Here is a 25566-nt window from a genome sequence, read left to right as displayed (position 1 = left end):
GTCTCAAACGCCCGGCGCGCCGTCTTGCGTGTCCGGGTGCGGCTCGTTGATAAGCCAGAGGACTTCCGCGTCCTCTTCGCTCGTGGAGACGGCCGCATGACCCGTGCGGCTGTCGAAATAGAGACTGTCGCCGGCTTCGAGATGCGTCGGTGCGTAAAGCTCGGAGTAGAGGCAAACCGAGCCGCTCAATATGAAGAGAAATTCTTCGCCTTCATGCCGCCCCCATTCCGTGAACTCGTCCAGCGAGTGCGCCGTCACGCGAATACGAAAGGGGTGCATCGCCTTGTGCGCGAGTTCCGTTGCCAGCAACTCCATCTGATAGCAGCCCGCCGCATGCCGCTGCCCGCCGCCCTTGCGGGTGAGCGCGCGGCGTCCGCTCGCGCGCGGCCTGGGCGCTGGGCCGAACAGTTCGCCGAGGTCGATCTTCAGGCCGTGAACGATCTTCTGCAGCACGTCGAACGTCGGCGACATGACGCCGTTTTCCACCTTCGAGAGCGTGGAGCGCGACACGCCGCACACGCGGCTGGCGGCCTCGAGCGTGTAATCGTGCTTGAGCCGGGCCGCCTTGACGCGCTTGCCCAGCTCCGCCGAAGCATGCTCGGCGGGCTTGATGGACGGGGTTTCCATTCGGGAACTCGGGGATGTTCGCAGATTGTTCGTATCGTACTCTATGTTTCCGATCATAACATTTGCATATCGTGTGGCGTTCGCGGCGTCGTGCCGGGTATCCATAGCATCACTAAGTAAATGGGCCAAATGGGAGTTGATGATTTTTTACGCAAACCCAGACCGCGCAAGGCAGGGCGCCCGCACGATCCGCTCTTGCATGACGTCCACGCACAAGCAGGTTTGTCGGCGCTATCGGGTATCTCCCAATGCCTGCAAGGCCGAGCCACGCGTTGCTGTATTCCCCGCATGTGCAGGCTTGATGAGAAAAGCGCATTAGGTGGTGATTAGATTTCGTTTGATGCATGCGGAACCGCTGTCGACAATCCGTTCACGTCCCGCCGCTCTGCATTGCGCGGCGCGAGACGAATCCTGTGCGCCAACGGTCCACGCGACCATTCGGACGCATCAAGTGCCGGCTCCAGATACCGAAGGAATATCGCATGCATCCCCGTTTCCTCGCTTCTCGTCGTGGCTGCGCGATCGCAGCGTCGTTGATGTTGGTTGCCGGCGCGGTGAGCGCGCAGGAAATGGTCGTGAAGATCGGCGTGGCCAGTCCGCTCACGGGCGGCGGCGCAGCGTATGGCAAGGACATCGAGAACGGCGTGCGCCTCGCCGTGGACGAAGCCAACGCCGCGCATCCCACCATCGGCGGCAAACCGGTCAAGTTCGTGATCGACTCACAGGATGACCAGAGCGATCCGCGCATCGGCGTGCAGGTCGCGCAGCAACTCGTGGACGACAACGTGGCCGTTGTGATCGGCCACTTCAATTCGGGCACGACGCTGCCGGCCTCGAAGATCTACGCGAAGGCGGGCATTCCGATGATCACGCCGGCGGCGACCAATCCGGCCATCACGCAGGCCGGTTTCCCGACCATCTACCGCGTGATCGCAACCGACTCCCAAAACGCCGGCAACGCGGGCAACTATGCGGCGACGGTGACGAAGGCCAAACGCATTGCGATCATCGACGACCGTACGGCCTTCGGCCAGGGCGAAGCCGACGAGTTCGAGAAGGCCGTGAAGGCGAGCGGCGGCACGATCGTCGCGCGCGAGTTCACGAACGACAAGGCCGTGGATTTCAGCGCCCAACTCACGAGCATCAAGCGCACGAGTCCGGATCTCGTGTTTTTCGGCGGACTTGACGCGCAGGCTGCCATGATCGTCAAGCGCATGCGCCAGCTTGGCCTGAAGGCGCAATTCCTCGCGGGCGGCGGCGTCATGGACGCGAACTTCATCAAGCTCGCCGGCGATTCCGCCGATGGCGCTTCGGTATGGGAATACGGCCAGCCGCTCGGCACGCTGCCCAAGGGCCGGGGCTTCGAGGCGAAGTTCAAGCAAAAGTACGGCATCGACATGCTCGCCTACGCGCCGTTCGCTTATGACGCGGCGTGGGTTGCCATCTCGGCGATGGAGAAGGCGGGTTCGGCCACCCCGGCGCAGTTCAACGCCGCGCTGAAGGCCACGAACTACGACGGTATTACGGGCAAGATCGCCTTCAATACGCAGGGCGACCTGAAGAGCCCGAGTTCGACGCTGTATCAGGTCAAGAACGTGGCGTGGGTGCCGGTCACGACGCGAACCGCGGACTGACCTCAAATACCGTTGCAACCTTGAAGGGCGCCGCCTCTGTCGGCGCCCAATGCATTGTTTCCAATAGGAAATAGATGGTGCGCCCGCACGGCGGCCGCATGCCGTTTCCGTCGCGGAAAGCCCTGCGGATGCGATACACGCGGCGTGGCGAAAATCCCGTGGATTTTTCGTGTTGTCGCCAGAAAGTTGCACGTGTATAGTTTCCTAAAGTAGCAATGTTTCGTATCGGAAATTTTTAAGGGATTCTACCTATGAAAGCCTCCACCATCCTCTCGGATCTCGGTATTTCCCAACTTGCGGAAGCGGGCGACATCGCCGTGCATTCGCCGATCAACGGCGAACTGATCGGCCGCGTCGCGAGCCAGTCGGCGGCGGACGTCGACGCCGTGCTCGCGAAGGCGCAGGAGGCGTTCAAGACATGGCGCAACGTGCCCGCGCCGCGCCGCGGCGAACTCGTGCGCCTGCTCGGCAACAAGTTGCGCGAACAGAAGCGCGCGCTCGGCAGCCTCGTGTCACTGGAAACCGGCAAGATCTTCCAGGAGGGCTTGGGCGAAGTGCAGGAAATGATCGACATCTGCGACTTTGCGGTCGGCCTCTCGCGTCAGCTTTACGGTCTGACCATTGCTTCGGAACGTCCGGGCCACCGCATGGCGGAGACGTGGCACCCGATGGGTGTGTGTACCGTTATTTCCGCGTTCAATTTCCCGGTTGCTGTGTGGTCGTGGAACGCCGCGCTCGCGCTCGTGTGCGGTAACGCCGTTGTGTGGAAGCCTTCGGAAAAAACGCCGCTCACGGCGGTTGCCGTCAACAAGATCATGCAGGACGTGTTGAAGGAATTCGGCGATGCGCCCGAAGGCCTCACGAGTCTGGTCGTGGGCGGCCGCGAAGTGGGGGCGAAGCTCGTCGCCGATCCGCGTTCGAACATCGTGAGCGCGACGGGCAGCACCGAAATGGGCCGCACCGTCGGGGTTGAGGTCGCGCGCCGCTTCGGCCGCTCGCTGCTCGAACTGGGCGGCAACAATGCAGGCATCGTTTCCGCTACCGCCGATCTGGAACTCGCGCTGCGTGGCATTCTGTTCTCGGCAGTCGGCACGGCGGGTCAGCGCTGCACGTCGCTGCGCCGTCTCTTCGTGCATGAGAGCGTGTACGACAAGGCGGTCGAGCGCCTGAAGACGCTGTACGGCAAGGTTGCGATCGGCAATCCGCTCGAACAGGGCACGCTGATGGGGCCGCTCATCGACGAGCAGTCGTTCGCGCGTATGCAGTCGGCGCTCGAGCAAGCCAAACGCGAAGGCGGCAAGGTGTTCGGCGGCGAGCGCCACACGGTGGCGGGCAACGAAAAGGGCTTCTACGTGCGCCCGGCGATCGTCGAGATGCCGTCGCAAACCGAAGTTGTCCTGAAGGAAACCTTCGCGCCGATTCTTTACGTGCTCAAGTACAGCGACTTCGGCGACGCCATCGAGGCGAACAACGCCGCCCACCATGGCCTCTCGTCGTGCGTGTTCACGACAGACCTGCGCGAGAGCGAGCGCTTCACGTCGGCCAGCGGCAGTGATTGCGGCATTGCGAACGTGAACATCGGGCCGAGCGGCGCGGAGATCGGCGGCGCGTTCGGCGGTGAAAAGGAAACGGGCGGCGGCCGCGAGTCGGGTTCCGACGCGTGGAAGGCTTATATGCGCCGCGCGACCAATACGGTCAACTATTCGTCGGCGCTGCCGCTCGCACAGGGCATCGATTTCAACGTCGAATAAGCGCATCTCGCGTACATAACGGACGCGGCCGGGCGCATCGTGCACCCGGTCGCTGGATCGATTCGCGCAAACCCAATCCATGCGCGCCGCAATTATCCGCAATCTGGAGCAAGTCGTGAGTTCTCAAGTCGTTATCGTTGGCGGCGGGGTAATCGGTAGTTCTATTGCTTACTTTCTGCGCGCAGCCGACCCAACGGTTAGCGTGACCGTGTTCGAGCGCGACCCGAGTTATGCGCGCTCGTCGTCGGCGCTTTCGGCCGCGTCGATCCGCCAGCAGTTTTCCACGCCGTTGTCGATCCAGATGTCGCTCTTCGGCATTGAGTTTCTGCGCGGCATTGGCGAGCGGCTCGAAGTGAACGGCAGCCGTCCGTCGATCGATTTGCACGAAGGCGGCTATCTGTTCCTCGCCACGGAAGCGGGCGACGCGACGCTGCGCGAGAATCACGCGCTGCAAACGAGCCTCGGCGCGGACATCGAACTCATGGCGCGCGACGCGTTGCAAGCGAAGTTTCCATGGCTCAACGTCGAGGATCTCGAAAGCGGCGCGTATGGCCGCAGCGGCGAGGGCTGGTTCGACGGCTACGGCCTCGTGCAGGCGCTGCGCAAGAAGGCGCAGTCGCTCGGCGCGCGCTATGTCGCGGCCGACGTGACAGGCGTCGTGCGCAGTGGCCGTAAGGTCACGCACGTGATCGCGAGCGACGGCGAACGCCACGCGTGCGACACGCTCGTGAATGCGGCCGGCGCGTGGGCGCGCAAGCTCGCGGAAATGATGGACATCGACATTCCGGTTTACGCGCGCCGCCGCAGCATTTTCAATGTGTCGTCGCCGGCGCGGCTCACTGCCTGCCCGTTGCTGATCGATCCGTCGGGCGTGTATTTCCGCCCCGAGGGCAACACGTATATCACCGGAACGTCGCCGGGCGCGGAGAACGATCCCAATGATCTGCCGCTCGACGAAGTCGATCACGCCATCTTCGACGACGTGATCTGGCCGACGCTTGCGCATCGCGTGCCGGGGTTCGAGGCGCTGCGCGTGGAGAACTGCTGGTCGGGCTACTACGAGTACAACGTGCTCGACCAGAACGCCATCATTGGTTATCACCCGGCCATCGACAATTGCGTGTTCGCCAATGGGTTTAGCGGGCACGGTCTGCAGCAGGGACCGGCAACCGGGCGCGGCGTGAGCGAGCTGATTCTGAATGGAAGATACACCACGCTCGATCTTTCTTCGCTCGACTGGTCGCGTGTGCTGGAAAACCGGCCGATCGTCGAAAAGAATGTCGTGTGATGGTGGCCCGTCAGGCTGCACAAACGAAGCCCGTGATTTCACGGGCTTTTTTATTGCGCGAAGGCTTGATGAGCAAACCGCATGACGTCGTGATTAGATTTCGTTTGATACGCCCGTGAGGGCTGACCACAATCGAAGCTTGACCGTTGCCGCGCTTAACCGCCATCGACTCCATCTACGCCATGTACGATTTCACCGCGCCCTTTCGGCATCCCGCTGGTTCGCCCATTCGTGAGCTTTTCAAGTACCTGGGAGAACCAGGCATGATTTCCTTCGCTGGCGGTTATCCGGCCAGCGACCTGTTCGATGCCGATGGACTGCAGGCGGCAGCGGCACAGGCGTGGCAGGCTTCCACGCGCTGCCTTCAATATGGCCCGACCGACGGCTTGCCCGAGTTGAAGACGCAACTGCTTGCGTTGATGGCGCGCCGCGGCGTGACCTGCGCGCCTGAGGAAATGCTTGTGACGACCGGCTCGCAGCAAGGCCTCGACCTGTTGTTGCGCGTGCTGCTCGCTCCGGGCGACACGGCCTTGACCGAACAGCCCGCCTATCCGGCCACGCTGCAGGCGCTCAGGCTCCAGCAGGCGCATGTCGTGACGGTGCCGGTAGACGGCGAGGGTATCGACGTCGACAGCCTTGCCGCGCGGCTCGCATCGGGCGCGATTGCCCGGCCCAAACTGCTATACACGGTGCCGACCTTCGCGAATCCCACCGGCGCCACGCTCACGCGCGAGCGACGCCTTGCGCTCTTGCGTCTCGCCGTTCGATACCGCTTTGTGATCGTCGAGGACGATCCGTACGGCGATCTGCGCTTCGCGGGCAACGCGGTGCCGTCGATGCTGGCGCTGGCAAGCGAAGTCCCGGGCGCGCGCGATTGGGTCGTGCACTTTTCGAGCCTTTCGAAAGTCGTTGCGCCTGGCTTGCGCGTAGGCTGGACCATCGCGCCCGCCGAAATCACGCGGCGCTGCGTGATCGCCAAGCAGACCGTCGATCTATGCAGTACGCCGTGGACCCAGGCGATCGCCGCGCACTATCTGGAGGCGGGTTCGCTCGAACGGCACCTTCCGCACATTACGCAAGCGTATCAGCGCAAATGCGAAGCGCTTTGCGATGGCTTGCGCGCGCAATTCGGCGAAGAAATCGCGTTTCATCAACCCGAAGGCGGCATGTTCGTGTGGGCGCGCATTCCCGGCGTGGCGATCGACGCGCTATTGCCGAACGCGATTGCGAGCAAGGTGATTTTTGTTCCGGGCAAGGCTTTCTTCGCTGACGATCCGGATACCGCGTCGCTGCGCCTTTCGTTCGCCGCGCCGAACGTGGATGAGATCCGCGAAGGCGTGGTGCGGTTGAAGCAGGCCACGCACGCTACGCGAAAGGCGAGCGAGACGTCGGCACCTGTTTGAATTGCGCACAATTCAAGCGCCGCGCGCTTCCCGTTGCGCAACCGACTGCGCCAGATCGACAAAGCGCGCAACACATGTCGATGTGAACGGCTCGATCCACGACACAGTCTGGTCGAGCGCCGGCGCGCCGCTCAACGGCACATAGGCCACGCCTGAGCGTTGCAGCGCCATCGTGAAGGCCGGCACGATGGCGACGCCGCGCTCGGCGGCGACGAGCGATACGAGCGCCGCAGTCTGCGAAGCGGTGGGCCCGATGCGCGGCTCCACACCTGCCTGCGCGCACAATGAATCGAGCGCCGCAGTCAGCGCCGACCCATATCCCGGTGGAAAAATCAGAAACGTCTCGTCGCGAAGCTCGGCGAAGTCGATCGACTTCTTGCGCGCATGCACGCTGCCGCTCGGTACGGCGGCGACGAGCGGCTCGCGCGCGATCACGAGCGAACACAAGCCGTCTTCTTGCGCGTTCGCTGCCGACCAGCCGAAGCCGATATCGAGTGCGCCCTCAACGATCTGCCGATGCTGACTCGCAGTTGCGGCCTCGCGAAACGTCAACTCCACCTCGGGCAGCGCGCGGCCTGCATTGCGCACGATTTCCGCGAACGCATCGGACATCGGAATCGAACTGGTGTAGCCAATCGCGATGCGGCCCGTCACGCCCTGTGCGAGCTTGCGCGCGGTGGTCTGTGCCTCCTCAGCGGCGTGGAGCACGCTGCGCGCTCGCTCGAGGAACAACGCGCCTTCGGGCGTGAGTTTGACCGCGCGTGTCGACGCTCGAAAAGGCGAATGCCGAGTTCGGCTTCTAGCGCCGCGATATGGCGCGTCAGCGGCGGCTGCGCGATATTCAGGCGCACGGCGGCGCGCCCGAAGTGCAGTTCTTCGGCAACGGTGACGAAATAGCGGAGGCGGCGCAGGTCGAGCATTTTTGTTCTGGCGGTATTAATGGCGACGAAAACGGTATTGGCGCACGCGTTGGCCGACGCTCAGACTGTGGGTTGGACCAGACAGGGCGTCAAGCGTGAAAGACAAATCCATTCGAGCCGCGTTTTTCCTGTGCGGCTTCGCGGCCTTCATCAATCTCTATGCCACGCAAGGCATTCTGCGCGAACTCGCCGTCGCGTTCGGTGTGAGCGCGGAGCGCGCCGGGCAGGGCGTGAGCGCGACCACGCTGGCCGTCGCCATTATCGCGCCGTTCGTCGGCACCCTGGCGGCGCGCTTCAACAGGCGCGACGTGATTGTCGCCGCCGCGCTCGCATCGGCGCTGCCCGTTGTCTGGTCCGCGCATGCGCCGGGTTTTGCGTCGTTCCTCGCAGCCCGCTTCGCCGCCGGTGTGCTGATGCCGTTCATATTCGCCATGTCGATTTCGTACATCGGCGAACGCTATCACCGCGAGCGCGCCACCGAAGTGAGCGCGATCTTCGTGGCCGGCACCACGCTGGGCGGCTTCGCGGGGCGTTTCGTGACGAACCTGTTCACGTCGCTGCTCGGCTGGCGTCACGCGCTCGACATCGTGGCGGTGCTTAGCTTCGCGACGGGTCTCGCGATCTATGCGAGCCTGCCCGCGTCGGGGACCGTGCGCGCGGAGGGCAGTTGCGCGACGAAGACGCAATGGAAGCTCGCGATGCGCGGCCCGGTGCTCGCCTCATTTGCCGTGGGCGCATGTGTGCTTGCTTCTCAGGTCGCGACATTCACCTTCGTCGGCCTGCGGCTCACGCGCGCGCCGTTCGACTTTTCGACGGCGGGCATCGGCGCGATTTACGCCGTGTTCCTCGTGGCAGTGGTCGTCACGCCCATCTCGGGCCGTATGGCCAGGCACCGGGGCCCACGAGACCTCGCGCTCGCGGCGGTTGGCCTCGCCATTGCGGGCAGCCTGCTGACGCTCCCGGACAGCGTTGGCGCGATTCTCGTCGGGCTCGCGCTCGGTTCGACGGCGGTTTTCGTCGAGCAGGCTTGCGCCAACGCGTTCATTTCCCATGCTGCCGCCGGGGCCCGGACTACGGCGATCGGTATCTATCTCTCCTGCTATTACTTCGGCGGCAGCCTCGGCTCCGTGTTGCCGATTCCAGCATGGCATCGCTGGGGCTGGGCGGGGTGCGTGGCGTTCGTCGTGGCCGCTCAGGCGCTGGCCGGGCTACTCGTGTTCGCGTTCTGGCGGCCGGAGCGCGCCGCCGGACGCAGCGATGCGCGCGGAGCGCCCGGGCAATCGCCTGGTTGACAAGCGAGATTAACTGCGCCGTTGCGCACAAAAATGCCAATCTGGCCGAAAAGCTCGCACACGGACACTCGATGTTGTTCCGGAAGCGGTTCCTCGATTACATGCGCCAGAACATGACGGAATCGATCGCCATTGTTTGATTCACGGTGTCGAAGCGGCCTATACACTGTGATTTCCGCCTTGCACGTCCGAGAGGAGTAACCGTGGAATTGACCGACTTCGACACATTGACGTTCGACTGCTACGGCACCCTGATCGACTGGGAAAGCGGCATCTTCGAGGGCCTCAAGCTGCTGCTCGAGCGGGCGAGGACGCCGCTCACAAGGGACCAGGTTCTGGAAGCCCACGCGCGCCATGAGTTTTCCCAGCAGCAATACACGCCGGCCAGGCGATACCAGGAACTGCTGCCCATCGTCTACAAGCGGCTGGCCGAAGAATGGGGACTCTCGTTCACGCACGAGGAGTGCGTGGAATACGGGCGGTCGGTGCGGAACTGGCCGGCATTCGAGGACACCGTAGCCGCGCTGCAGTACCTGAAGAAGCACTATAAGCTGGTGATTCTCTCCAATGTCGACAATGAGACGTTCACCCACAGCAACGCAAGGCTGCAGGTTGAGTTCGACGCTATTTTCACGGCGGAAGACGTCGGCTCGTATAAACCCTCGTTGCGAAACTTCGAGTACATGCTAGAGAAACTCGCTGACCGTGGCATCGAGAAGGCGAAAATCCTTCACACTGCCGAAAGTCTCTTTCACGACCACAAGCCTGCCAATGAGTGCGGGTTGGCGTCGTGCTGGATCTACCGCCGTCATGCGCAGCCAGGCTTTGGCGCGACAATGAATCCCGGCTCGCAGCCGAACGTCGATTTCCGCTTCAATAGCATGGCCGACTTTGTGAAGGCGCATCAGGAAGCGCTCGCGAAAAAGTAAGCCAGCGATTTTTCGTCCCAATTCGCTATGACCGCAATGATGCCCGCGCCTTCCGACCAGGAATTGCTGAAAGCACGTCTCGCGCAGGCTCGCCGGCTATTGGCGCTTGCGCAATCGGGTTTGCACTACGCGACGAGCGCCTTCGACAAGGAAAGGTATGCTGAAATCGCGGGCATCGCGCATCAGCAACTCGCGGCAATGGCATCCATGCAAGCCGGCGATGTCGCCGCGCTCTTTGCTCCTGAGACGGGATACGCCAATCCTAAACTCGATGTGAGATGCGCCGTCTTCAATCAGGCTGGCCAGATCCTTCTCGTGCGGGAAGCCGTGGATAATTTGTGGTCCTTGCCCGGCGGCTGGGCCGACGTAGGTGTCTCACCGGCTGAAAACGCGGCAAAAGAGGTTCGCGAAGAAAGCGGCTACACGGTGAACGTCGTTCGGCTGCTGGCAGTGTGGGATATGCTCAAGCACGGACATCCGCCTTCCGTATTTCACATCTGGAAGCTGGTTTTCCTTGGGGAGATCGTTCAAGCGGGGGAGATATCCGGAGCCGAAACCGACGCCGCTCAGTTCTTCGATATCGATGACCTACCGGCCTTGTCGACAGGCCGAATTCTGCCGGAACAAATTCGACGACTGGATGAGCTGCGCAATAACAGTGACGTCGAGTTCGATTGAAGTTCGTCAGGCAGCGCCGGCTTGCTCTGTTCTTACAGTTGCCAAACGGCTGCCTGCAAACGGGTCCTGCCGCCAGTCCACACTTGGGGGCTTGGCTGTCTGATGTTCGGGCGTTTCGGCGACTGCGAAATGCTCGAGCGACTGCCCCGCGCTTGTCGCCTGCACGACCCACCGCGGTGCGTCGCCTTTGCCGTCCCACGTGTGGCCGGCCGCATCCCGGTAACGGGCGGCTCGCAATTGTGCGGCATCGGCAGCAATTGAGGCAGCAATATCGTCCGGTTCAATTCCAAATTCGGCCATCCGACGGCGCAGATAGGCCACGATGCTTTCGCGTTTTCGTTCGTCCATTTCTAGTTGTGCTTCGCTCTGAATGCAACTCTTGAGCAGAATATAGCGCAAGTCGCGTGCCGCCACGATATCACAGCTTGAAAGGGCGTCCGTGGCGGCTGTAGCGAAAGGCCCAGCCGGGAATCAGGTATTCAGTTTCTGGGAGTGGGCGGCTTCCTGTTGTGCGGCCCGTTCCTCCGCATTCTTTTTCGCAACGTGATGTCCCACGATACAGCCGCCAACGGCGCCAACGACGGCGTGGTGGCCCGCATAGTGTCCGGCTACGCCACCCACGACCGCGCCCTTGAGGCAGCCGGCGGCATGTGCGGTTCCGGCGGCCGCGAGTCCTAAAGTGGCCGCCGCGGCAAGCGTCCTGATTCGATTATTGATGTTCATGATAATCACTTGTGGGAGATTTTAGCTTAGAAACCGGCTCAATAGCCCCAACGGCCATTGTCGTGCCATTCGCGCTCACGCCGCTGGTGTTCTCGTCGTTCGTGTTCTCGCCATTCGTGTGGGCGCCACTCACGAGCGCGCCAGTCGTCGCCGCGCCAGGAGACCGCGACCGGGGCAGGTGCATACGCAGCAGGCGGCGCAGCGGCGTACTCCGGCTGAGCCGGGACGTAGGCGGCGACAGGCAGGTCGACCCCCAGGGCCACATCCACGTGTGCGAACGCTGCGCTCGACGCTGCCAGTGCGGTCGCGCCAAGTACCATGCCGAGAATCGTTCTTTTCATTTCACTACTCCTGCGCACGGGTCGTGCGTTTCTGGTGAGCACGGTTCGGAGTGTAGGCGGCGGCCCCGGACACAGGTGCAACGGCGGTGCGAGTTTCGTAACGGGGCGTTATCGGGGTGAGTCGAACCAGAAGCGGGTAAAAGCGCGGACGCTCATTCACAGCGTTCCGCGCTAAGGGGTACGACGAGGACGATACGTTTACCGGACGAGGAATCCGTAAGTCAGCGGATCGCGTTCGTCCACGATCCAGGTCGCGAAGCCGCAAACAAATGCGTTGCCTTCGACTTCCGGTATCACGGCCTTGAAGTCGCCGACTGTCGTTTCGCTGCGCACGCGTCCTTTGAAAACCGTGCCGATGATGGACTCATTCACAAGGGTCTCGTCTTTGCCGAGTTCGCCACGCAGGTACAACTGAGCGACGCGTCCACCGGTGCCGGAGCCGGTCGGTGAGCGGTCCACTTCGCGGTCCGCGAAGACGCAGCAATTGGCTTGCGTCGAAGCTTCGTGTCGCGGTGCGTTGGCAATGATGGTTCCGTAAATGTGATTGATTTCCGGGATCTCGGGATGCTCGACGGGATACGCCTTGTTCGCGGCTTCCTTCACCTCGGCGCCGAACCGAATGAGCGCCTCGACCGACGACTCGCGCACAGCGAGTCCGTGCGGCTGACCGTCGGCATAGAAATAGAATGCGCCGCCGAAAGCAATATCGCCTTTCACCTTACCAAAGGACGGCGTCTCAACCGTCACGTCGCGCTTCCAGATGAACGACGGGACATTCACGAATCGCACGTTGCCGGCATGTTCGCCGTCCCACTGAACGAATGCTTCAATGAAGCCACAGGGCGCGTCGATGCCAACACGCGTTTCCGGGACCTGGCGTTGAACCCAGCCAAGTTCGACCGCTGCGGTAGACAGGGCGATAACGCCGTGTCCGCAGTGGTCGCTATAGCCCTCGTTGTGAAGGAAGATGATGCCAAAGTCGGCGGTTGGGCTAACCGGTTCGGTCAGATAGCCGCCGTACATGTCGGCGTGACCACGCGGTTCGAACATCAACGCAGTGCGGATTTCGTCGGCGTTTTCTTTTAGCCACGCGCGACGCTTCACAATTGTGTCGCCGGGGAGGCGCGGCAATCCGCTCGTGACGATACGGAAGGCTTCGCCGCCGGTATGGACCTCGACGGTCGAAATGGTACGAGTCGTTTTCATGATGTTTTTACGCTGTTGACTTATTGACCGTACGGCACCGGCAGGCCGTCCTTGATGATGTAGACGGTCGTCGGCGCGCCTAAGAGGTCGCCGTTTGAATCGAAGGAGTAAGTGCCTGCGACGCCCTTATAGTTGGTTTTCGCCAGCTGGGCGACAAGCTTTGCTTTGTCTGTGGTGGTTCCCGCTTTGACCATCGCATCGGCGAGCAGTTTTACGCCGTCGTAGTAGTTGACGGCATAGACCTGCGTATCCGTGTGGTAGGCGTCCTTGTACTTCTTCAGGAAGTCGCGGCCGGCCGCGGTCTTGTCCAGCGCGACACCACCTTGCGCGCAATACACGATAGACGCGGCTTCACCCGCAACCTTGCCCATGTCGGCCGAGCAGATGCCATCGCCACCCAGCAACTTCGCACGCAGTCCGCGCGCGCGCATCTGCTTGGCCATCGGCGCGCCCTGAGCCGCGTAGCCGCCGAAGAAGATGACGTCCGGATTCTTCGCCTTGATGGTGGTGAGGATGCCGAGGAAGTCAGTCGCCGCCGAGTTGGTGAACTCCTGGTCAACAATCTGGATGCCGTTGGCTTTCGCCTCTTTCACGAACTGCTCCGCCACACCTTGCCCGTACGCGGTGCGGTCGTCGATGACAGCTGCGGTCTTCGCCTTCAATGTCTTTGCAGCGAACTGGCCCATCGTCCCGCCTAGTTGCTCGTCGCTTGCGCCGATCCGGAAGATGGTCTTGAAGCCCTGTTTCGTCAGCGCGGGGTTCGAGGCGACCGGTAGAATCGGCGTGCCGGCAGCGTTATAGACACGCGATGCCGGAATGGCCACGCCGGAGTTGTACGGGCCCATGACGGCAACCACGCCGCTGTCGACAAGCTTTTGGGCGATCTGGACCCCAACCTTCGGGTCCGCCTGGTCGTCTTCCGAATCCAGTTTGAACGTCACCTTCTTGCCATCGATCGTCACGCCGCTCTTGTTCAGTTCGTCGATGGCGAGGCGCGCGCCATTCTCGTTGTCCTTGCCGTTCGGCGCCTGCGGGCCCGTAAGCGGCGCTGAGTGTCCGATGGTGACGACAGTTTGAGCATGGGCGGTGAGGCAGGAGCCGGCGGCCGTCAGGGCGGCCAGGGTTGCAGCAATGCGGCGCATGATGTCTCCAGATTTGTTGGACTTGCAGGCGAAAGCGAGCTTGACCGGACGCTGTGATGGCGCGGCGCCATCACAAACGACGTTTAGCGCAAGGCGTCGCGAGCGACCCGGCGTGCCGCCGGGTCCCACGCTGCACAGCTTACGCTTTTGAAGAAAATGGTCGATGCAAGACTTCAGCCCGTCGGCCACGCTCGATGTGCGCTCGATTCTCGAGCCTACGATCGCGAGACGAGCGGCCGCCTCGCGCGCCGCGGGCGCTGCGCGTTGCCAGCCGCCCATTCAGGACGCGCGCTCAGTGTTGCCACCAGCTCGCGCATCGTATCTTTGACCTTGAGGACGGCGTTGCTCACGAGCGGCGTGTCTCTCCAGCAAAGAGAGAGGTCGCGGCGGAAGAGGCTGTGATTCAGCTGTGCCAACTTCAATTTGCCTTCGTCCAACTCCACGTGAGCGGCAGTCCAGGGGAGAACGGTCACGCCGAGCTTCGCCATCACTGCGGCGAACAATAATGCCGTTGAACTGGCCTCGAAAAGGATTGTGCATGCCAACCCCTTTTCGCGCATGGCCCACTCAACGCGGCTGCGAATGGTGTTTGGCGCACTTGGCAGCACCATCGGCATTGTCGCGAGCGCGCTCAATGCAATCGGTTCTCGGGGAAGCTCGAACTCTGGCCACGCAATCAGGTACAAGGCCTCTGAGAGCAAGTGTTCGGCTTGAACGCCATGGGTCTCGACGGCATCCGCGACGATTGCCAGGTCTACGCGTCCACCTGCGATCAGGTTGTGCAAATCGGCGGTGGGCGCCTCGATGAGTTCGATCACGATCCCCGGATAGCGCTCTCGCACAGCCTGCGCGAGCGGGATGGCGAGCACCCGGGATGTGCTCGAAGGCAGCCCGACCGAAACTTTGCCCTCAGGAGATTCGGCGTCTTGCCGCAAGAGCTCGCCAGTGCGGTCGGCCTGCCGCAGCAGTTCCAATGCATGGCGATGCAGCGTTCTTCCGGATGCCGTTGGCGCAACGCCCTGGGTGCTTCGCTCGAGCAACAGGGTGCCGAGTTCGCTTTCCAGATTGCGTATCTGCTGGCTGACGGCGGGCTGGGCAACATGAAGCGCCTCGCTGGCGCGTGTCACATTGCCGTATTCCACGGCCTTCACGAAGTACCGCAATTGTTTCAGATCCACGCCGGCTCTCCTGTCTCGCCATAAGATTTTGTTCTTGCGCGAGAGGAATATCATATTTTTCATCGATCGCGCCACTTCTTATACTCGTCTTCCATAACCACCGCCGAACGACAAACTTCTATGCCCGGACGGTGGATACAAACGGAGACGAGCATGCAGAAAACCCTTGTGACAGCCTCGAATGAAGCGAGGTCGCGGCGCACGCCGCTTTCGCGGGAGCAGATAGGCGGTTTCTGGGCGGTTTACCTCGGTTGGGTTCTCGATGGCGTGGACTCCGTCATCTACGCGCTGGTACTTGTTCCCGCACTCACTGAATTGCTTCCACTCTCTGGGATCGAGCCAACGCCTGGCAATCTCGGGATGTACGGCTCGATTTTGTTCGCCTTGTTCCTGATCGGCTGGGGCATGTCGTTCATCTGGGGACCACTCGCCGACCGTTACGGGCGTGTTCGAACCCTGGCGGCCAGTATTCTGATTTATTCAATCTTCACCGGCGCCGCGGCCTTCGCGCACAACGTGTGGGAACTTGGGGTGTTCCGTCTGCTCGCAGGCATCGGCGTTGGCGGTGAATGGGCGCTCGCAGGCACTTACATCGCAGAGAGTTGGCCCGAGGACCGTCGAAAGATGGGCGCGGGCTACCTGCAAACTGGCTACTACCTGGGGTTCTTCATTGCCGCCTGGCTCAACTACACCGTCGGTGCTCAATACGGCTGGCGCGCAATGTTCCTTTGCGGCCTGGCGCCGGCAGCCCTCGCTATCTTCACCGTATTCAAGGTGAAGGAACCGGGGAAGTGGGACCGGGCATCTGCACGCCGCTCGGCGACCGCTCAACACGCCGTGTCGCCACTGCGGCTGATATTCGCTCCTGAGTTTCGGCGGCGCACCATCACCAGCGCCGCGCTCGTCGGTGTGGCGATCGTCGGGCTGTGGGCCGGTTCTGTCTATGAGGCGAGTGCCGTCGTGAGCCTTGCGACTCGTGCGGGACTGAGTAAAGTCGACGCGATTCACCTTGCGTCAGTGGGCGCGGCCATTCTGTCTATTGGCACGATTATCGGCTGCCTGGTTGCGCCATATATTGCGGAGAAATTCGGACGCAGAACTGCCCTCGGTCTGTATTTCGCAGGAATGGCAGGCGCTATCGTGCTGGCGTTCGGATGGGCTTTCTATCTGCCCGACGGGCTTCGTCTATTCATGGCGTCGCTCGCTTTGCTGGGTTTTTTCGGCGGAAACTTCGCGATTTTCTCGCTGTGGCTGCCGGAACAGTACCCGACGCGCATACGCGCTACAGCATTTGCGTTCAATGCATCCGTTGGCCGATTCATTGGCGCCGGGGTCAATTTTGTCCTCGCTGCCGCGATCAATTGGCAAGGTTCGCTGGGTACGCCGGTCGCCTGGACTGCGGCAGCCTTTGGTTTGGGAATGCTCATCTTGCCCTTTGCTACCGAGACACGCCACACGCGCCTGCCGGAGTAACCCTGGCTGAAACACGAAAGTTGCAACTGGAGACACCGTATGAAATCGTTGGAGAAAATCAGGGTCGTCGACCTGACGCGCGCGCTCTCGGGCCCGTTTTGCGCAATGGTGCTGGCTGACCTTGGTGCTGACGTCATCAAGGTTGAGGCCGGTCCTGACGGCGACATGAGCCGCACGTGGGGGCCATTCGATCGCGGCGTTAGTACGTACTACTTGTCGTGTAATCGAAACAAGCGAGCGCTATGCATCGATATGCGCGATCCGCGTGGACTGGACGCGGTAAAGCGGCTCATCGAAAGCGCCGACGTGGTGCTCGAGAACTTCAAGCCTGGCACCATGGAGAAAATGGGCTTGGGGTACGACATTTTGCGTGAGAGCAATCCGGGCCTCGTGATGGCGAGCATCAGCGGATTCGGCGACTCTGGCCCGCTCAAGGATTGGCCAGGCTTTGACCAGATTGCTCAAGGCTACTCGGGTCTCATGAGTCTCACAGGATTCCCGGAAGGCGAGCCGACGCGCACGGGCACGGCCATTGGCGACCTGAGTTCCGGCCTTTGGCTCACTATAGCGGTGATTTCCGCGCTTTTCGAGCGCGAGCGGACCGGGCAGGGCCAGCATGTCAGTACCTCGTTGCTCGCGAGTCTGATCGGCCTTCTGAGCGTACACGCGCAGCGCTATCTGAGCCTCGGGAACGTGCCTGTCCGTACAGGCAATGCACACTCGGTCATTGCGCCGTACGGCGTGTTCGAGACCGCGGACGGCCCGCTCAATATTGCGCCGATCACGACGGAGATGTGGCGTCGGCTGTGTCAACTCCTCGACCTTCCGCAACTGCCGGGCGATCCGCGTTTTGCGACCAATGAATCCCGCGTGGCCAATCGTGGCGAGTTGAAAGAGATAATCGAAAGCCGGCTGAAGACCCGAGGCAAACGCGAGTGGACGGCGTTGTTCGTCGATGCGGGACTACCTGCCGGACCTATCAACACGCTCGAGGAAGTGTTTGCCGATTCACAGGTTGAGCATTGCGGCCTCGTCGAGGAGGTGCCTCATCGAATTCTCGGGCGAGTGCGCCAGGTCCCGACCCCTGTGTTCAGTGCATCGAAGGAGGGAAAGCCGGCTGCTCGTGAGGCGACACGCCATGCGCCACCTGCGCTGGGTGAGCACTCAGTCGAGGTCTTGCGCGAGACCGGCTTTACCGAATCGGAGCTCTATGAGCTACTCTGCGCGGGAGTGCTTTATCAGATTCCCCGCGTGCCGGGGGCCGAGCGTGGACTGGCACAACATGTGGAGTAACGAAATGAGTGCAATTGCACCGGAAGAATGTGTGAAGGTCACCACGGAAATCATTGAAGATCGCATTGCAAAGGTGGTCTTTCGCAACGCTTCCAGGCACCATGCCTTGAATGCGGAATTGCTGGGCGCATTGGAGGATCAACTGACGATCCATGCATCGAATGGCGTGCCGGTTGTGATTTTGACGAGCGGTGTGGGCGAGAAGGTCTGGAGCGCAGGCCACGACCTCGGTGAACTCGAGGCCGATCACGATCCGATCGCCTGGGGTAAGCCACTGGAGCGCGTTCTACGGCAGGTGCGCGCCTATCCCGGCGTCGTAATCGCAATGGTGTCGGGCTCCGTATGGGGTGGGGCGGTCGACCTCGTGATGAGCTGCGACCTCGTCGTGGCCGACACAACGGTCCGTTTTGCCATGACGCCCGCGAATATCGGTCTTCCATACAGCACGAGCGGTCTGCTCCGATTCATCAACAGCTTGCCGATCCATATCCTGAAGGAGATGTTTTTTTGCGCACGACCGCTCGAGGCCCAGGAGGCCGAGCGTCACGGCGTGCTCAATCGCCTGGTTCAGCCAGCCGACGTCGAGGCCGTTGCGCTGCAGATGGCCAAGGGTATTGCGACCAAAGCGCCGTTGGCCATCTCCGCGGTCAAAGAGCAATTGCGCATTCTCGAAGACGTCGTGCCGGTGCCTGTCGACGCGATGGAAAGAATCGCGGAGCTTCGCAGGATAGCGTGCGCTGGCGACGATATGAGGGAAGGGTTGGCGGCATTCGCGCAGCGACGCTCACCAGAGTTTCGCGGTCGATGAATCCAGTGTGGGCTCACGCGTGGTATCGTGCGATGCGTCACGTAACGAGAATGCATTTTTAACGTGAAATTCATGCGCCACTACTGACCATCCCGCAAAAAGAATGTTCACGCCTCACTTCTCGACGTGCGACCTGCCTGCCGGCAATCAGGAACATCCCCGTAACCTTCTCAAGGCCGTCGTCGCAGCGTCGCTTGTGACCGGCCTCGAAATGTTCGATTTCACCGTATTCGGGTTCTTCGCGGTGATGATCGGAGACCGGTTCTTCCCGGCGAACGATCCAATGACGTCGTTGCTGTGGGCGGTCGGTACATTCGGCGTCGGCTTTTTCATGCGGCCTGTTGGCGCGATGGTCATTGGCACTTACGCCGACCGTGTGGGACGCCGCGCAGCGATGGCGAGAACCAGCTGGATGATGGCGCTGGGAACCGCCGCGCTCGCCTTGTGCCCGTCGTTTGCCAGCATAGGCGTGATTGCGCCGCTCATTATCATTGCCGGTCGATCGTTGCAGGGCTTTGCCGTTGGCGGCGACATCGGCGTTGCCGCTGCCTTCGTGCTGGAGGCTGGGCCCGTGTCGCGCCGTGGCTATCTGGTCAGCTGGCAGTTCGCTAGCCAGGGTGCGGCCGCGTTGCTGGGCGCATCCCTGGGGCTGCTAATCACCAGCACGATGCCGCCGGCAGCGCTTGCTTCGTGGGGCTGGCGAATCCCGTTCCTGATCGGTCTCTTGATTGCGCCAGTCGGCCTCTATGTTCGCCTCCGGCTTCGCGATGATCCGGTTTCCATCAACACCGCCAGACATGCTGGCACACCGCTCACCGAACTGTGTCGCGAACATGGGACGACGATCCTGCTGGCGATGCTGATGATAATGGGGCAAACCATACCGGTCTACGCGATTGTCTACTTCATGCCGAGCTATGCGACGCGTGTGATGCACATGCCCGCCGCGACCGGATTTATGGCTTCCGCGTTATCTGCTCTGCTACTGGTCGTCATTCCACCGATGGCCGGCCGTCTCATGGACCGTCTGCGTCGCCGCAAGCCGTTGGCCCTCGTGGCCTCAGGATGCTCGGCGCTGCTGATCTATCCAGTCTTTCTGATGTTCTCCCGTGCGACGAGTGTGGCGCCAATCCTGTTCGGCGTCGCGCTCTTCAGCATCATGGTGGCATTCAGCGCCGTAGCGGTCACCCTGCTTGTGCTCGAAGCGCTGCCCGCTCGGGTGCGCGCGAGCGGCATGGCCGTTTCGCACGCGTTGACCGTCGCATTGTTCGGCAGCACCGCTCAGTTCATCGTGACCGGTTTGATCAAATGGACCGGCGATCCGCTGTCTGCGGCCTGGTATGTCGCGCCCGCGTGTGGCGTGAGCTTTTGCGCGCTGATGCTTTTCAAGGAACGGCACATCGAACCATGAACTCGCCGAACAGGCGTTGACAGCCGTCACCGCGACAGAAGCCTCCTGCTAGCTAGAGCCCGAAAATCCTGTGGCGCCATGTCGTACGCACGCCGGAAGGCGCGCGTGAAGTCAGACGCGCTTTTGAAGCCGAGTCCGTAGGCAATCTCGATCACCGTGACGTGCGAATACCGAATCAGTTCGTCGGCCGCGCGGCGTAGTCTCAGGTTTCGGATATAAGCACCAAGGCCGCCTTCGTGCTGAAACAGGCGATATAGGGTTGGGCGAGGGAGTTCAAGCGCATTGAGCACACGTTCGGGGGAGAGGTCGCTTTCAGTCAGGTGCGCCTGAATATAGCGCCGTACCTGAGCGAACATCGCCGCCCGGGCTGCCGCGCGAGTGTCGCCGCTCAGGCCCGCTTGTCGTCCAAACGCTGCGACAAGTAGCTCCGCCGCAGCGCGTATGGCGCCGTCCGCCTCCACGGCACTCATGCTTGCGATTCTCCCACTGAGCGTCGCAACGTGTTCGATGATCACTGGCACAAGTGGCATCGACGCGTGAAGCATACGGCCGTGGATAGCCTCCGGATCAGGAAAGACTGCTTGCACTAACTCGCCCGGCAGGAAAAACGTGATCACCCTGCATGCCTGGCGTTGCATTCGAATGGGTTGGTTCATATCGAGTGCAAGGATGCGGGCGGGCGAGGGCACGCTGTCGCGCTGCGAGGCGCGCGCGGCGACGTTCTCAACCGCGCCCTCCAGAAACACATGAAAGACGAAGTCGCGTACCCGGTCTGTCGAAATCCGCGCCTGCGAGCGCTCGAGCACAAGCAGGTCCGACCGGCAATCCGTAAATACAAGGTCGCCGACCTGATAGCGGTCAATTGAGGCCTGAAACGGCTTCTCCAGGTCGGATCGCGAGGGCAGCACGTCAATAATATGACCCACCCGATCCCGCCAGGCGAGCAAGCGACGTTCTGGCGATTCGCCCCGCACGCTGAAATGATTGTGGGCAATGCCGTGTTCAAGCGGACGGAAGACGTCGACCGTGGGTGCGCGGGAGCTCATGCGAAGAAGTCTTTGCTGAAATGTGCCTGAAAGTCTTCTGGAATAGACGCTTCGAGAATCTAACCTAAAATCTGCCCGTAGTGAATTTTTCGAAAAAGGCCTGTTTCGGATCGATTGAACGTCAGCGGTCGAAAGGCAACTCGCCTTGCGTCGGCACCGTGGCAGATGCTGTAACCGTGGCGAGTTCGAGAGAGCCAATGCGTACGCCTATGAGGCGGATCCTCCGATCCAGCGACACGCGCTTCAGGCATTCGCCGACGGCTCGCCGGATAGCCACCGCATCCGCCACCGGTTCCGGGAGCGAGAGGTCGCGAGTGACGATCTTGAAGTCGGCGAACTTGATTTTCAGGCCTACGGTTCGGCCACGGTAGCCTTTGCGCTGAAGATCCTCGGTGACCCGTTCGCAAAGACGGGTCAGCGCCGGCGTCAGGATCGCGCGATCGCGAACCACATGCATATCACGCTCGAACGTCGTTTCCCGGCTCATGGACTTTGGCTCGGAGGAAACCACGACGGCGCGATCGTCGAGGCCTCGCGCGATTCTGGCCAGCCAGGCGGCGTACGTACCCCCGAAGTGCTCCTGCAATAGCCCGAGGTCCGCCGAGGCCAGCTCACCGACCGTTCCGATCCCGATGCTCGCCAGGCGGTCGCTTGCACGCGGGCCGATTCCATTCACTTTCTTTGCCGGGAGCGGCCAGATGCGCGACTCGAGGTCGTCCATCGTGAGTATCGTGAGACCGTTCGGTTTGTCCAGCTCCGAGCCGATTTTTGCGAGCAGTTTGTTCGGTGCGATGGCGATAGAGCAAGTGAGGCTGGTCGCCTCGTGCACTGCCGTCTTGATTCGGTTTCCGAGTTCGCTCGATTCGCCGTCAATGTCCGTGAGGTCGATGTAGATCTCGTCGATGCCCCGGTCTTCGATCTGGTCCGTGAACGAGCGCACCGCGTCCTTGAATTGGCGCGAATAGCGCCGGTACGAATCAAAGTCCGTGGGCAGGAGAATGGCATCGGGTGCAAGCTGTGCGGCCTTCATCATGCCCATCGCGGAGAAAACGCCGAGGGCGCGTGCTTCGTAGGTCGAAGTCGTGACCACACCGCGGCCCACATAGTCGCGGAGTCGGGCAAAGCGGCGCGTGCCGTCGGGTAGGACTTCTGGTGCCGCATTGCGTCCGCCGCCGATCACGACGGGTTTGCCGCGCAATTCGGGGTAGCGCAGCAGTTCGACAGACGCGTAAAAAGCGTCCATGTCGAGATGCGCAATGCGGCGTGGCCGGTGGTTTGTCACGTTAAAACTACTGTGGAATTGCCCGGGCGGCCCTTGAGCGTTTGCGCCGGAACGCAGTGCCTGCACGAATGTTCATCTGTTTTTTCCAGTCGAGGTTCACGGTTGGAAGCTCGTCAAGCCATGTACTGACATCGCTCAAAGTACTGTATGTTTGCACAGTATTCTACCGCATGCTCCTGGCCGTGCCGCGAACTTCTTTCACTGGGAAAAGATCGTAGTTGTGTCGTGCCAACGGGGGGATTTCTATGATCAATTCGCGCGCGCAACAAATTTCGCATAACGCGTAAGAACGGGATGGATTGAAGTGGAGGGGAGAAGAGCGCTAAGCACGAGTGTGTCTTTTATTGTTGCGCAGCTATCGGCGCGGCTTCAGTTCAAAAGACTAGATAGCGAGAAAGCAGTTCGCGATTAGTCTCCCGTCCAACCGGATTTGCGCTATGGACAGCGAAATTCCCAAGGTCGTTTGCTGCGGCGCTATCCGTTGCTGTCTACCCACGCGCGTGCCCAAGCAAGTCCTGCCTCCTGCGCAGCGTCCTCAGAATTAAACAAATCCAGAACGCCTGAAGCGTCGATGAGTTTGTTGTCGCGGGTCACGGTGCCGCTCCCGGCATAGCGTTCAGGCGTAAGGATCTCCGCCTGCTGCGCGATAGCGTGGCCCCACAAAACGTATCCCTTGTATATCTCTCTTTCCATATATTGTCCAAACGCGGATGCTGTACCCAATTTACTCACCAGCCTGATTCGGACGCTGCGTTGCGAGCTGGTCAGAAATAGACAGTAATGTTTCTCACAGCCGAGCGCAAAGTAATTCGACACCAAACGTTGTATTCGTCGTCCGATGTGGCATAGTGGGAAAAACTATCTTATCAAAGGAAAAAACACGAATGGCTACGCTCCAATCAATTCAGGCACGAATCGCAAAGCTACAGGCTCAAGCAGAATCGTTGGCGACAACGAAGTCAACGGCGGTACTCGACAAGATTCGCGGCTTGATGGACAAGCATGCCGTGACTCTCGCCGATATTGAATCGTTCGTCGGCAAGCGGCGCGGACGCAAACCGGGAACGACCGTTGCGGCGAAAGAGGGCTCGTCGGCTGCGAAGTATCTCGATCCCAAAACTGGCGCGACCTGGACCGGCCATGGTCGTGCTCCCGCGTGGATTGCAAAAGCAAAGGACCGAAGCAAGTTCCTGATTGCAGGCGGGGCACCGAAATCGGTTGCTGCTGTGAAAACGCCTAAGGCAGGTAACTACGTGCGTGGACCGCAGCCGCCGAAATATCGTGACCCGAAAACCGGCGCGACGTGGTCCGGTCGTGGTACCGCACCGGCATGGCTCGCAGGCGCGAAGGACCGGTCGAAGTTTTTGATTGAAAAGGCTGAGCCTGCGGCGAAGCCGGCCAAGGCGCCGGCAGCGAACAAGGCCCCTGCAAAAAAGAACACGGCAACCAGGAAGGCGGGTGCCAGGAAGGTATCTGCGAAGGCGGCGGCGCCGGCACGCAAAGCTGCTCCGAAGAACGGCGCGGCACCGAAGTCACCTGTCGTGCGAAAAGTCCGTGCGCCGAAGCCCGCGGTGAAGTCGGCGGCGCCTGTCGAAGTTGCCGCGCCTCAGGTGGCTACAGAAGTTGCGGGCACGGCCGCCGCAGCTTAAGTGACACACGCCGGGCTGCGCAAGCGTGCTTCCAGCCCGGTTTAGCGCTTCCTGGTCGTGGCGGGGACCGCTTGAACACATGCACGGTTGCTGGCATTGATGTGGGCGCGGACAAGAAGGGCTGCCATCTAGTCATTCTGGAAGGCAGTCGAGCTTTCCGGCCTCCGGATACGAAAACGCCGCAGCAGATGCTGCAAGCGTGCCTTGAGTACGGCGTTCAGGCCGTTGGGATAGACGCTCCTTGCCGATGGGGCGTTGAAGGCGTAGGGCGACTTGCGGAAAGGGAACTCGCGCGTCAACGCATCTTTTCCTTTGCCACGCCAACTCGAAAGCGGGCAGATGAGAACCCGAGTGGCTTCTACCGGTGGATGTTCAACGGAGAGGAGATTTACCAGGTCTTTTCTTCCGCCTGGCCGTTGCTGACATCCCGCTATTTCCATGGCGGGCGCGTGAGCTTTGAAACGTTTCCCCATGCCGTGACCTGTGCGCTCCGGGACAGGGATGGAACGTCTGCGAAGGAGAAGCGCTGGCAACGCCCCAAGGTACTAGAAAGCGCGAAGATCGACACCTCAGGATTGGAATCGATCGACGACTTCGATGCCGCTCTGTGTGCGCTGACCGCGAGATACCTGATCGAAGGACAGACTTATGCGTACGGTGACGTGGAAGGTGGCTACATCCATGTCCCGATTCCGCTCCCCTTAACCACGTGACTCCGATGAATGCGGCGTGTGCATCCTCGCACCCTAGTGCCAACTCATTTCGGAGCTGAACGGACCGGATTGAAATTGATGGACACCGTGCTGGTGGTCCACAAGGAAGGCTGGCGGTAGTCGGCAGCAGTCCCTACTACCTGAACCTGCCCTGACAACACTTGCCCCGCTGCTGCGACGTTTGGGTAAGTTGTGGGGCAAAGCTGTGTGGCGCCTCCTTCCGAGCTATTGAATGACATGATGAGCCCTGTCTGGGTTTGCCCCTCGACGTTATTGGACGTTCCAGCTATTGACGCGTAGACCGTGCCGCCCTGTGGGACGGTGGTGTAGGTGACCTGCCTCGCGTTATGTCCCACTGGAAGGATGTACCCGCACTGCACATTCAGAATGTAGGCCGTGACACTGACGATCCCGGCGCCTCCGGAATCGGTGACAAGCATGTTTACGTCGAATGAGTCAGCGCCATCAATCGTAGCCCACGAATCTACTGAGTCATAGTTCTTCGACTTTCCTGTCGTATGGTCGACGATGGACCATGTGATCGTCGGAGTCTCTGGACCGGTCCACGGTGCGCGCGAGCAACCTGCAGCCCAGGTCGCCACGAGAGCGATGAAGAGGAAACGGAGTGACATGGCTTTGCCGATGGACTAGAAACAAAGGAAACTTGTTCGGAACCGGAGAAGGGGCTTGCCGACTCCCGAGACGAGATGAGGGGTTATGTCAGTCAACTATATTGGAGCCAGGTGAACTTCACATCCATCAATTGATGGAGAGAGTAC

24 protein-coding genes and 1 pseudogene are annotated in these 25566 nt (G+C 61.2%); 14 read left to right on the top strand and 11 right to left on the bottom strand.

What is annotated here, in order from left to right; genetic code table 11:
- Positions 1 to 3: 3 nt before the first annotated feature.
- Positions 4 to 627 (bottom strand): helix-turn-helix domain-containing protein, encoded by a 624-nt coding sequence (locus JMY28_RS28800; RefSeq protein WP_201699303.1) that lies wholly within the window; start codon positions 625 to 627, stop codon positions 4 to 6.
- Between the two features lie 482 nt (positions 628 to 1109).
- Between JMY28_RS28800 and JMY28_RS28795 the strand changes: the two genes are divergently transcribed.
- From JMY28_RS28795 to JMY28_RS28780, 4 genes are all read left to right on the top strand, one after another.
- Complete coding sequence (locus JMY28_RS28795; protein WP_201699302.1) at positions 1110 to 2261, top strand: branched-chain amino acid ABC transporter substrate-binding protein; 1152 nt, start codon at positions 1110 to 1112, stop codon at positions 2259 to 2261.
- Positions 2262 to 2512: 251 nt separating this feature from the next.
- The gene (gene amaB, locus JMY28_RS28790; protein ID WP_201699301.1) at positions 2513 to 4012 is read left to right on the top strand and encodes an L-piperidine-6-carboxylate dehydrogenase; all 1500 of its coding nucleotides are present in this window, start codon (positions 2513 to 2515) and stop codon (positions 4010 to 4012) included.
- A gap of 115 nt (positions 4013 to 4127) precedes the next feature.
- Positions 4128 to 5300 (top strand): NAD(P)/FAD-dependent oxidoreductase, encoded by a 1173-nt coding sequence (locus tag JMY28_RS28785; RefSeq protein WP_201699300.1) that lies wholly within the window; start codon positions 4128 to 4130, stop codon positions 5298 to 5300.
- Positions 5301 to 5482: 182 nt separating this feature from the next.
- On the top strand, positions 5483 to 6703 hold the full coding sequence (locus JMY28_RS28780; RefSeq protein ID WP_201699332.1) for an aminotransferase-like domain-containing protein: 1221 nt from the start codon (positions 5483 to 5485) through the stop codon (positions 6701 to 6703).
- Between the two features lie 12 nt (positions 6704 to 6715).
- Here JMY28_RS28780 and JMY28_RS28775 read toward each other — a convergent pair.
- Positions 6716 to 7575: pseudogene (locus JMY28_RS28775) on the bottom strand (LysR family transcriptional regulator).
- On the opposite strand from JMY28_RS28775, the gene JMY28_RS39095 reads away from it, so the two are divergent.
- The 4 genes from JMY28_RS39095 (at position 7516) to JMY28_RS28760 (ending at position 10522) form a co-directional block, all read left to right on the top strand.
- On the top strand, positions 7516 to 7722 hold the full coding sequence (locus JMY28_RS39095; protein ID WP_236597093.1) for a hypothetical protein: 207 nt from the start codon (positions 7516 to 7518) through the stop codon (positions 7720 to 7722). The pseudogene JMY28_RS28775 and the gene JMY28_RS39095 sit on opposite strands and share 60 nt — an antisense overlap.
- Positions 7719 to 8915: an MFS transporter gene (locus JMY28_RS28770; protein ID WP_201699299.1), complete on the top strand. Its 1197-nt coding sequence runs from the start codon at positions 7719 to 7721 to the stop codon at positions 8913 to 8915. Before JMY28_RS39095 ends, JMY28_RS28770 begins: the two co-directional genes overlap by 4 nt.
- A gap of 203 nt (positions 8916 to 9118) precedes the next feature.
- Positions 9119 to 9844: a haloacid dehalogenase type II gene (locus JMY28_RS28765; RefSeq protein ID WP_201699298.1), complete on the top strand. Its 726-nt coding sequence runs from the start codon at positions 9119 to 9121 to the stop codon at positions 9842 to 9844.
- A gap of 27 nt (positions 9845 to 9871) precedes the next feature.
- On the top strand, positions 9872 to 10522 hold the full coding sequence (locus tag JMY28_RS28760) for an NUDIX hydrolase (RefSeq protein ID WP_236597084.1): 651 nt from the start codon (positions 9872 to 9874) through the stop codon (positions 10520 to 10522).
- A 6-nt stretch (positions 10523 to 10528) separates the two neighbouring features.
- On the opposite strand, the gene JMY28_RS28755 is transcribed toward JMY28_RS28760, so the two are convergent.
- The 6 genes from JMY28_RS28755 to JMY28_RS28730 form a co-directional block, all read right to left on the bottom strand.
- On the bottom strand, positions 10529 to 10870 hold the full coding sequence (locus JMY28_RS28755) for an H-NS family nucleoid-associated regulatory protein (RefSeq protein ID WP_201699330.1): 342 nt from the start codon (positions 10868 to 10870) through the stop codon (positions 10529 to 10531).
- Positions 10871 to 10993: 123 nt separating this feature from the next.
- A complete protein-coding gene (locus JMY28_RS28750) occupies positions 10994 to 11245 on the bottom strand; it encodes a hypothetical protein (RefSeq protein WP_201699297.1) in 252 nt (83 codons plus the stop codon).
- A gap of 38 nt (positions 11246 to 11283) precedes the next feature.
- On the bottom strand, positions 11284 to 11586 hold the full coding sequence (locus tag JMY28_RS28745; protein WP_201699296.1) for a hypothetical protein: 303 nt from the start codon (positions 11584 to 11586) through the stop codon (positions 11284 to 11286).
- Positions 11587 to 11784: 198 nt separating this feature from the next.
- The gene (lhpH, locus tag JMY28_RS28740; protein ID WP_201699295.1) at positions 11785 to 12792 is read right to left on the bottom strand and encodes a trans-3-hydroxy-L-proline dehydratase; all 1008 of its coding nucleotides are present in this window, start codon (positions 12790 to 12792) and stop codon (positions 11785 to 11787) included.
- 20 nt (positions 12793 to 12812) lie between these two features.
- Positions 12813 to 13934, bottom strand: a complete 1122-nt coding sequence (locus JMY28_RS28735; RefSeq protein ID WP_201699329.1) for a branched-chain amino acid ABC transporter substrate-binding protein — start codon at positions 13932 to 13934, stop codon at positions 12813 to 12815.
- A 215-nt stretch (positions 13935 to 14149) separates the two neighbouring features.
- Positions 14150 to 15112: a LysR substrate-binding domain-containing protein gene (locus tag JMY28_RS28730; RefSeq protein WP_201699294.1), complete on the bottom strand. Its 963-nt coding sequence runs from the start codon at positions 15110 to 15112 to the stop codon at positions 14150 to 14152.
- 153 nt (positions 15113 to 15265) lie between these two features.
- Between JMY28_RS28730 and JMY28_RS28725 the strand changes: the two genes are divergently transcribed.
- The 4 genes from JMY28_RS28725 to JMY28_RS28710 all read left to right on the top strand — a co-directional run bounded on the left by JMY28_RS28725 (position 15266) and on the right by JMY28_RS28710 (position 20097).
- Positions 15266 to 16585 carry an MFS transporter gene (locus JMY28_RS28725; RefSeq protein ID WP_201699293.1) on the top strand — a complete coding sequence of 440 codons (1320 nt, stop codon included), beginning with the start codon at positions 15266 to 15268 and terminating at the stop codon, positions 16583 to 16585.
- 39 nt (positions 16586 to 16624) lie between these two features.
- Entirely contained in the window at positions 16625 to 17878 is a 1254-nt protein-coding gene (locus tag JMY28_RS28720; RefSeq protein WP_201699292.1) for a CaiB/BaiF CoA transferase family protein, read from the top strand.
- 4 nt (positions 17879 to 17882) lie between these two features.
- On the top strand, positions 17883 to 18686 hold the full coding sequence (gene scpB / locus JMY28_RS28715; RefSeq protein WP_201699291.1) for a methylmalonyl-CoA decarboxylase: 804 nt from the start codon (positions 17883 to 17885) through the stop codon (positions 18684 to 18686).
- A gap of 103 nt (positions 18687 to 18789) precedes the next feature.
- Positions 18790 to 20097, top strand: coding sequence for an MFS transporter (locus JMY28_RS28710; RefSeq protein ID WP_201699290.1), 1308 nt, complete (start codon positions 18790 to 18792; stop codon positions 20095 to 20097).
- Between the two features lie 26 nt (positions 20098 to 20123).
- Here JMY28_RS28710 and JMY28_RS28705 read toward each other — a convergent pair whose 3' ends face one another.
- The 3 genes from JMY28_RS28705 to JMY28_RS39090 form a co-directional block, all read right to left on the bottom strand.
- Positions 20124 to 21143, bottom strand: coding sequence for an AraC family transcriptional regulator (locus JMY28_RS28705; protein WP_201699289.1), 1020 nt, complete (start codon positions 21141 to 21143; stop codon positions 20124 to 20126).
- 121 nt (positions 21144 to 21264) lie between these two features.
- Complete coding sequence (dinB, locus tag JMY28_RS28700; RefSeq protein ID WP_268960674.1) at positions 21265 to 22425, bottom strand: DNA polymerase IV; 1161 nt, start codon at positions 22423 to 22425, stop codon at positions 21265 to 21267.
- A 474-nt stretch (positions 22426 to 22899) separates the two neighbouring features.
- On the bottom strand, positions 22900 to 23118 hold the full coding sequence (locus JMY28_RS39090) for a hypothetical protein (RefSeq protein WP_236597090.1): 219 nt from the start codon (positions 23116 to 23118) through the stop codon (positions 22900 to 22902).
- Positions 23119 to 23309: 191 nt separating this feature from the next.
- Between JMY28_RS39090 and JMY28_RS28695 the strand changes: the two genes are divergently transcribed.
- Both JMY28_RS28695 and JMY28_RS28690 read left to right on the top strand, forming a co-directional pair.
- On the top strand, positions 23310 to 24074 hold the full coding sequence (locus JMY28_RS28695) for an H-NS family nucleoid-associated regulatory protein (RefSeq protein WP_201699287.1): 765 nt from the start codon (positions 23310 to 23312) through the stop codon (positions 24072 to 24074).
- 71 nt (positions 24075 to 24145) lie between these two features.
- Positions 24146 to 24787 (top strand): DUF429 domain-containing protein, encoded by a 642-nt coding sequence (locus JMY28_RS28690; protein ID WP_201699286.1) that lies wholly within the window; start codon positions 24146 to 24148, stop codon positions 24785 to 24787.
- Positions 24788 to 25566: the final 779 nt, after the last annotated feature.

The organism is Paraburkholderia hiiakae (genome assembly GCF_904848665.1).
GTDB classification, from domain to species: Bacteria; Pseudomonadota; Gammaproteobacteria; order Burkholderiales; family Burkholderiaceae; genus Paraburkholderia; species Paraburkholderia hiiakae.
Note: the sequence above shows the minus strand (reverse complement) of the source record. Positions and strands in the feature narration are given on the sequence as shown.

Coding starts and splice junctions, on each gene's coding strand:
- JMY28_RS28795 (WP_201699302.1), top strand. CDS start 1,110: ATGCATCCCCGTTTCCTCGCTTCTCGTCGTGGCTGCGCGATCGCAGCG.
- scpB (WP_201699291.1), top strand. CDS start 17,883: ATGAGTGCAATTGCACCGGAAGAATGTGTGAAGGTCACCACGGAAATC.
- JMY28_RS28760 (WP_236597084.1), top strand. CDS start 9,872: ATGACCGCAATGATGCCCGCGCCTTCCGACCAGGAATTGCTGAAAGCA.
- JMY28_RS28750 (WP_201699297.1), bottom strand. CDS start 11,245: ATGAACATCAATAATCGAATCAGGACGCTTGCCGCGGCGGCCACTTTA.
- JMY28_RS39095 (WP_236597093.1), top strand. CDS start 7,516: ATGGCGCGTCAGCGGCGGCTGCGCGATATTCAGGCGCACGGCGGCGCG.
- JMY28_RS28705 (WP_201699289.1), bottom strand. CDS start 21,143: ATGAGCTCCCGCGCACCCACGGTCGACGTCTTCCGTCCGCTTGAACAC.
- JMY28_RS39090 (WP_236597090.1), bottom strand. CDS start 23,118: ATGGAAAGAGAGATATACAAGGGATACGTTTTGTGGGGCCACGCTATC.
- JMY28_RS28695 (WP_201699287.1), top strand. CDS start 23,310: ATGGCTACGCTCCAATCAATTCAGGCACGAATCGCAAAGCTACAGGCT.
- JMY28_RS28735 (WP_201699329.1), bottom strand. CDS start 13,934: ATGCGCCGCATTGCTGCAACCCTGGCCGCCCTGACGGCCGCCGGCTCC.
- JMY28_RS28745 (WP_201699296.1), bottom strand. CDS start 11,586: ATGAAAAGAACGATTCTCGGCATGGTACTTGGCGCGACCGCACTGGCA.
- JMY28_RS28710 (WP_201699290.1), top strand. CDS start 18,790: ATGTTCACGCCTCACTTCTCGACGTGCGACCTGCCTGCCGGCAATCAG.
- JMY28_RS28755 (WP_201699330.1), bottom strand. CDS start 10,870: ATGGACGAACGAAAACGCGAAAGCATCGTGGCCTATCTGCGCCGTCGG.
- JMY28_RS28780 (WP_201699332.1), top strand. CDS start 5,483: ATGTACGATTTCACCGCGCCCTTTCGGCATCCCGCTGGTTCGCCCATT.
- JMY28_RS28800 (WP_201699303.1), bottom strand. CDS start 627: ATGGAAACCCCGTCCATCAAGCCCGCCGAGCATGCTTCGGCGGAGCTG.
- amaB (WP_201699301.1), top strand. CDS start 2,513: ATGAAAGCCTCCACCATCCTCTCGGATCTCGGTATTTCCCAACTTGCG.
- JMY28_RS28720 (WP_201699292.1), top strand. CDS start 16,625: ATGAAATCGTTGGAGAAAATCAGGGTCGTCGACCTGACGCGCGCGCTC.
- lhpH (WP_201699295.1), bottom strand. CDS start 12,792: ATGAAAACGACTCGTACCATTTCGACCGTCGAGGTCCATACCGGCGGC.
- JMY28_RS28725 (WP_201699293.1), top strand. CDS start 15,266: ATGCAGAAAACCCTTGTGACAGCCTCGAATGAAGCGAGGTCGCGGCGC.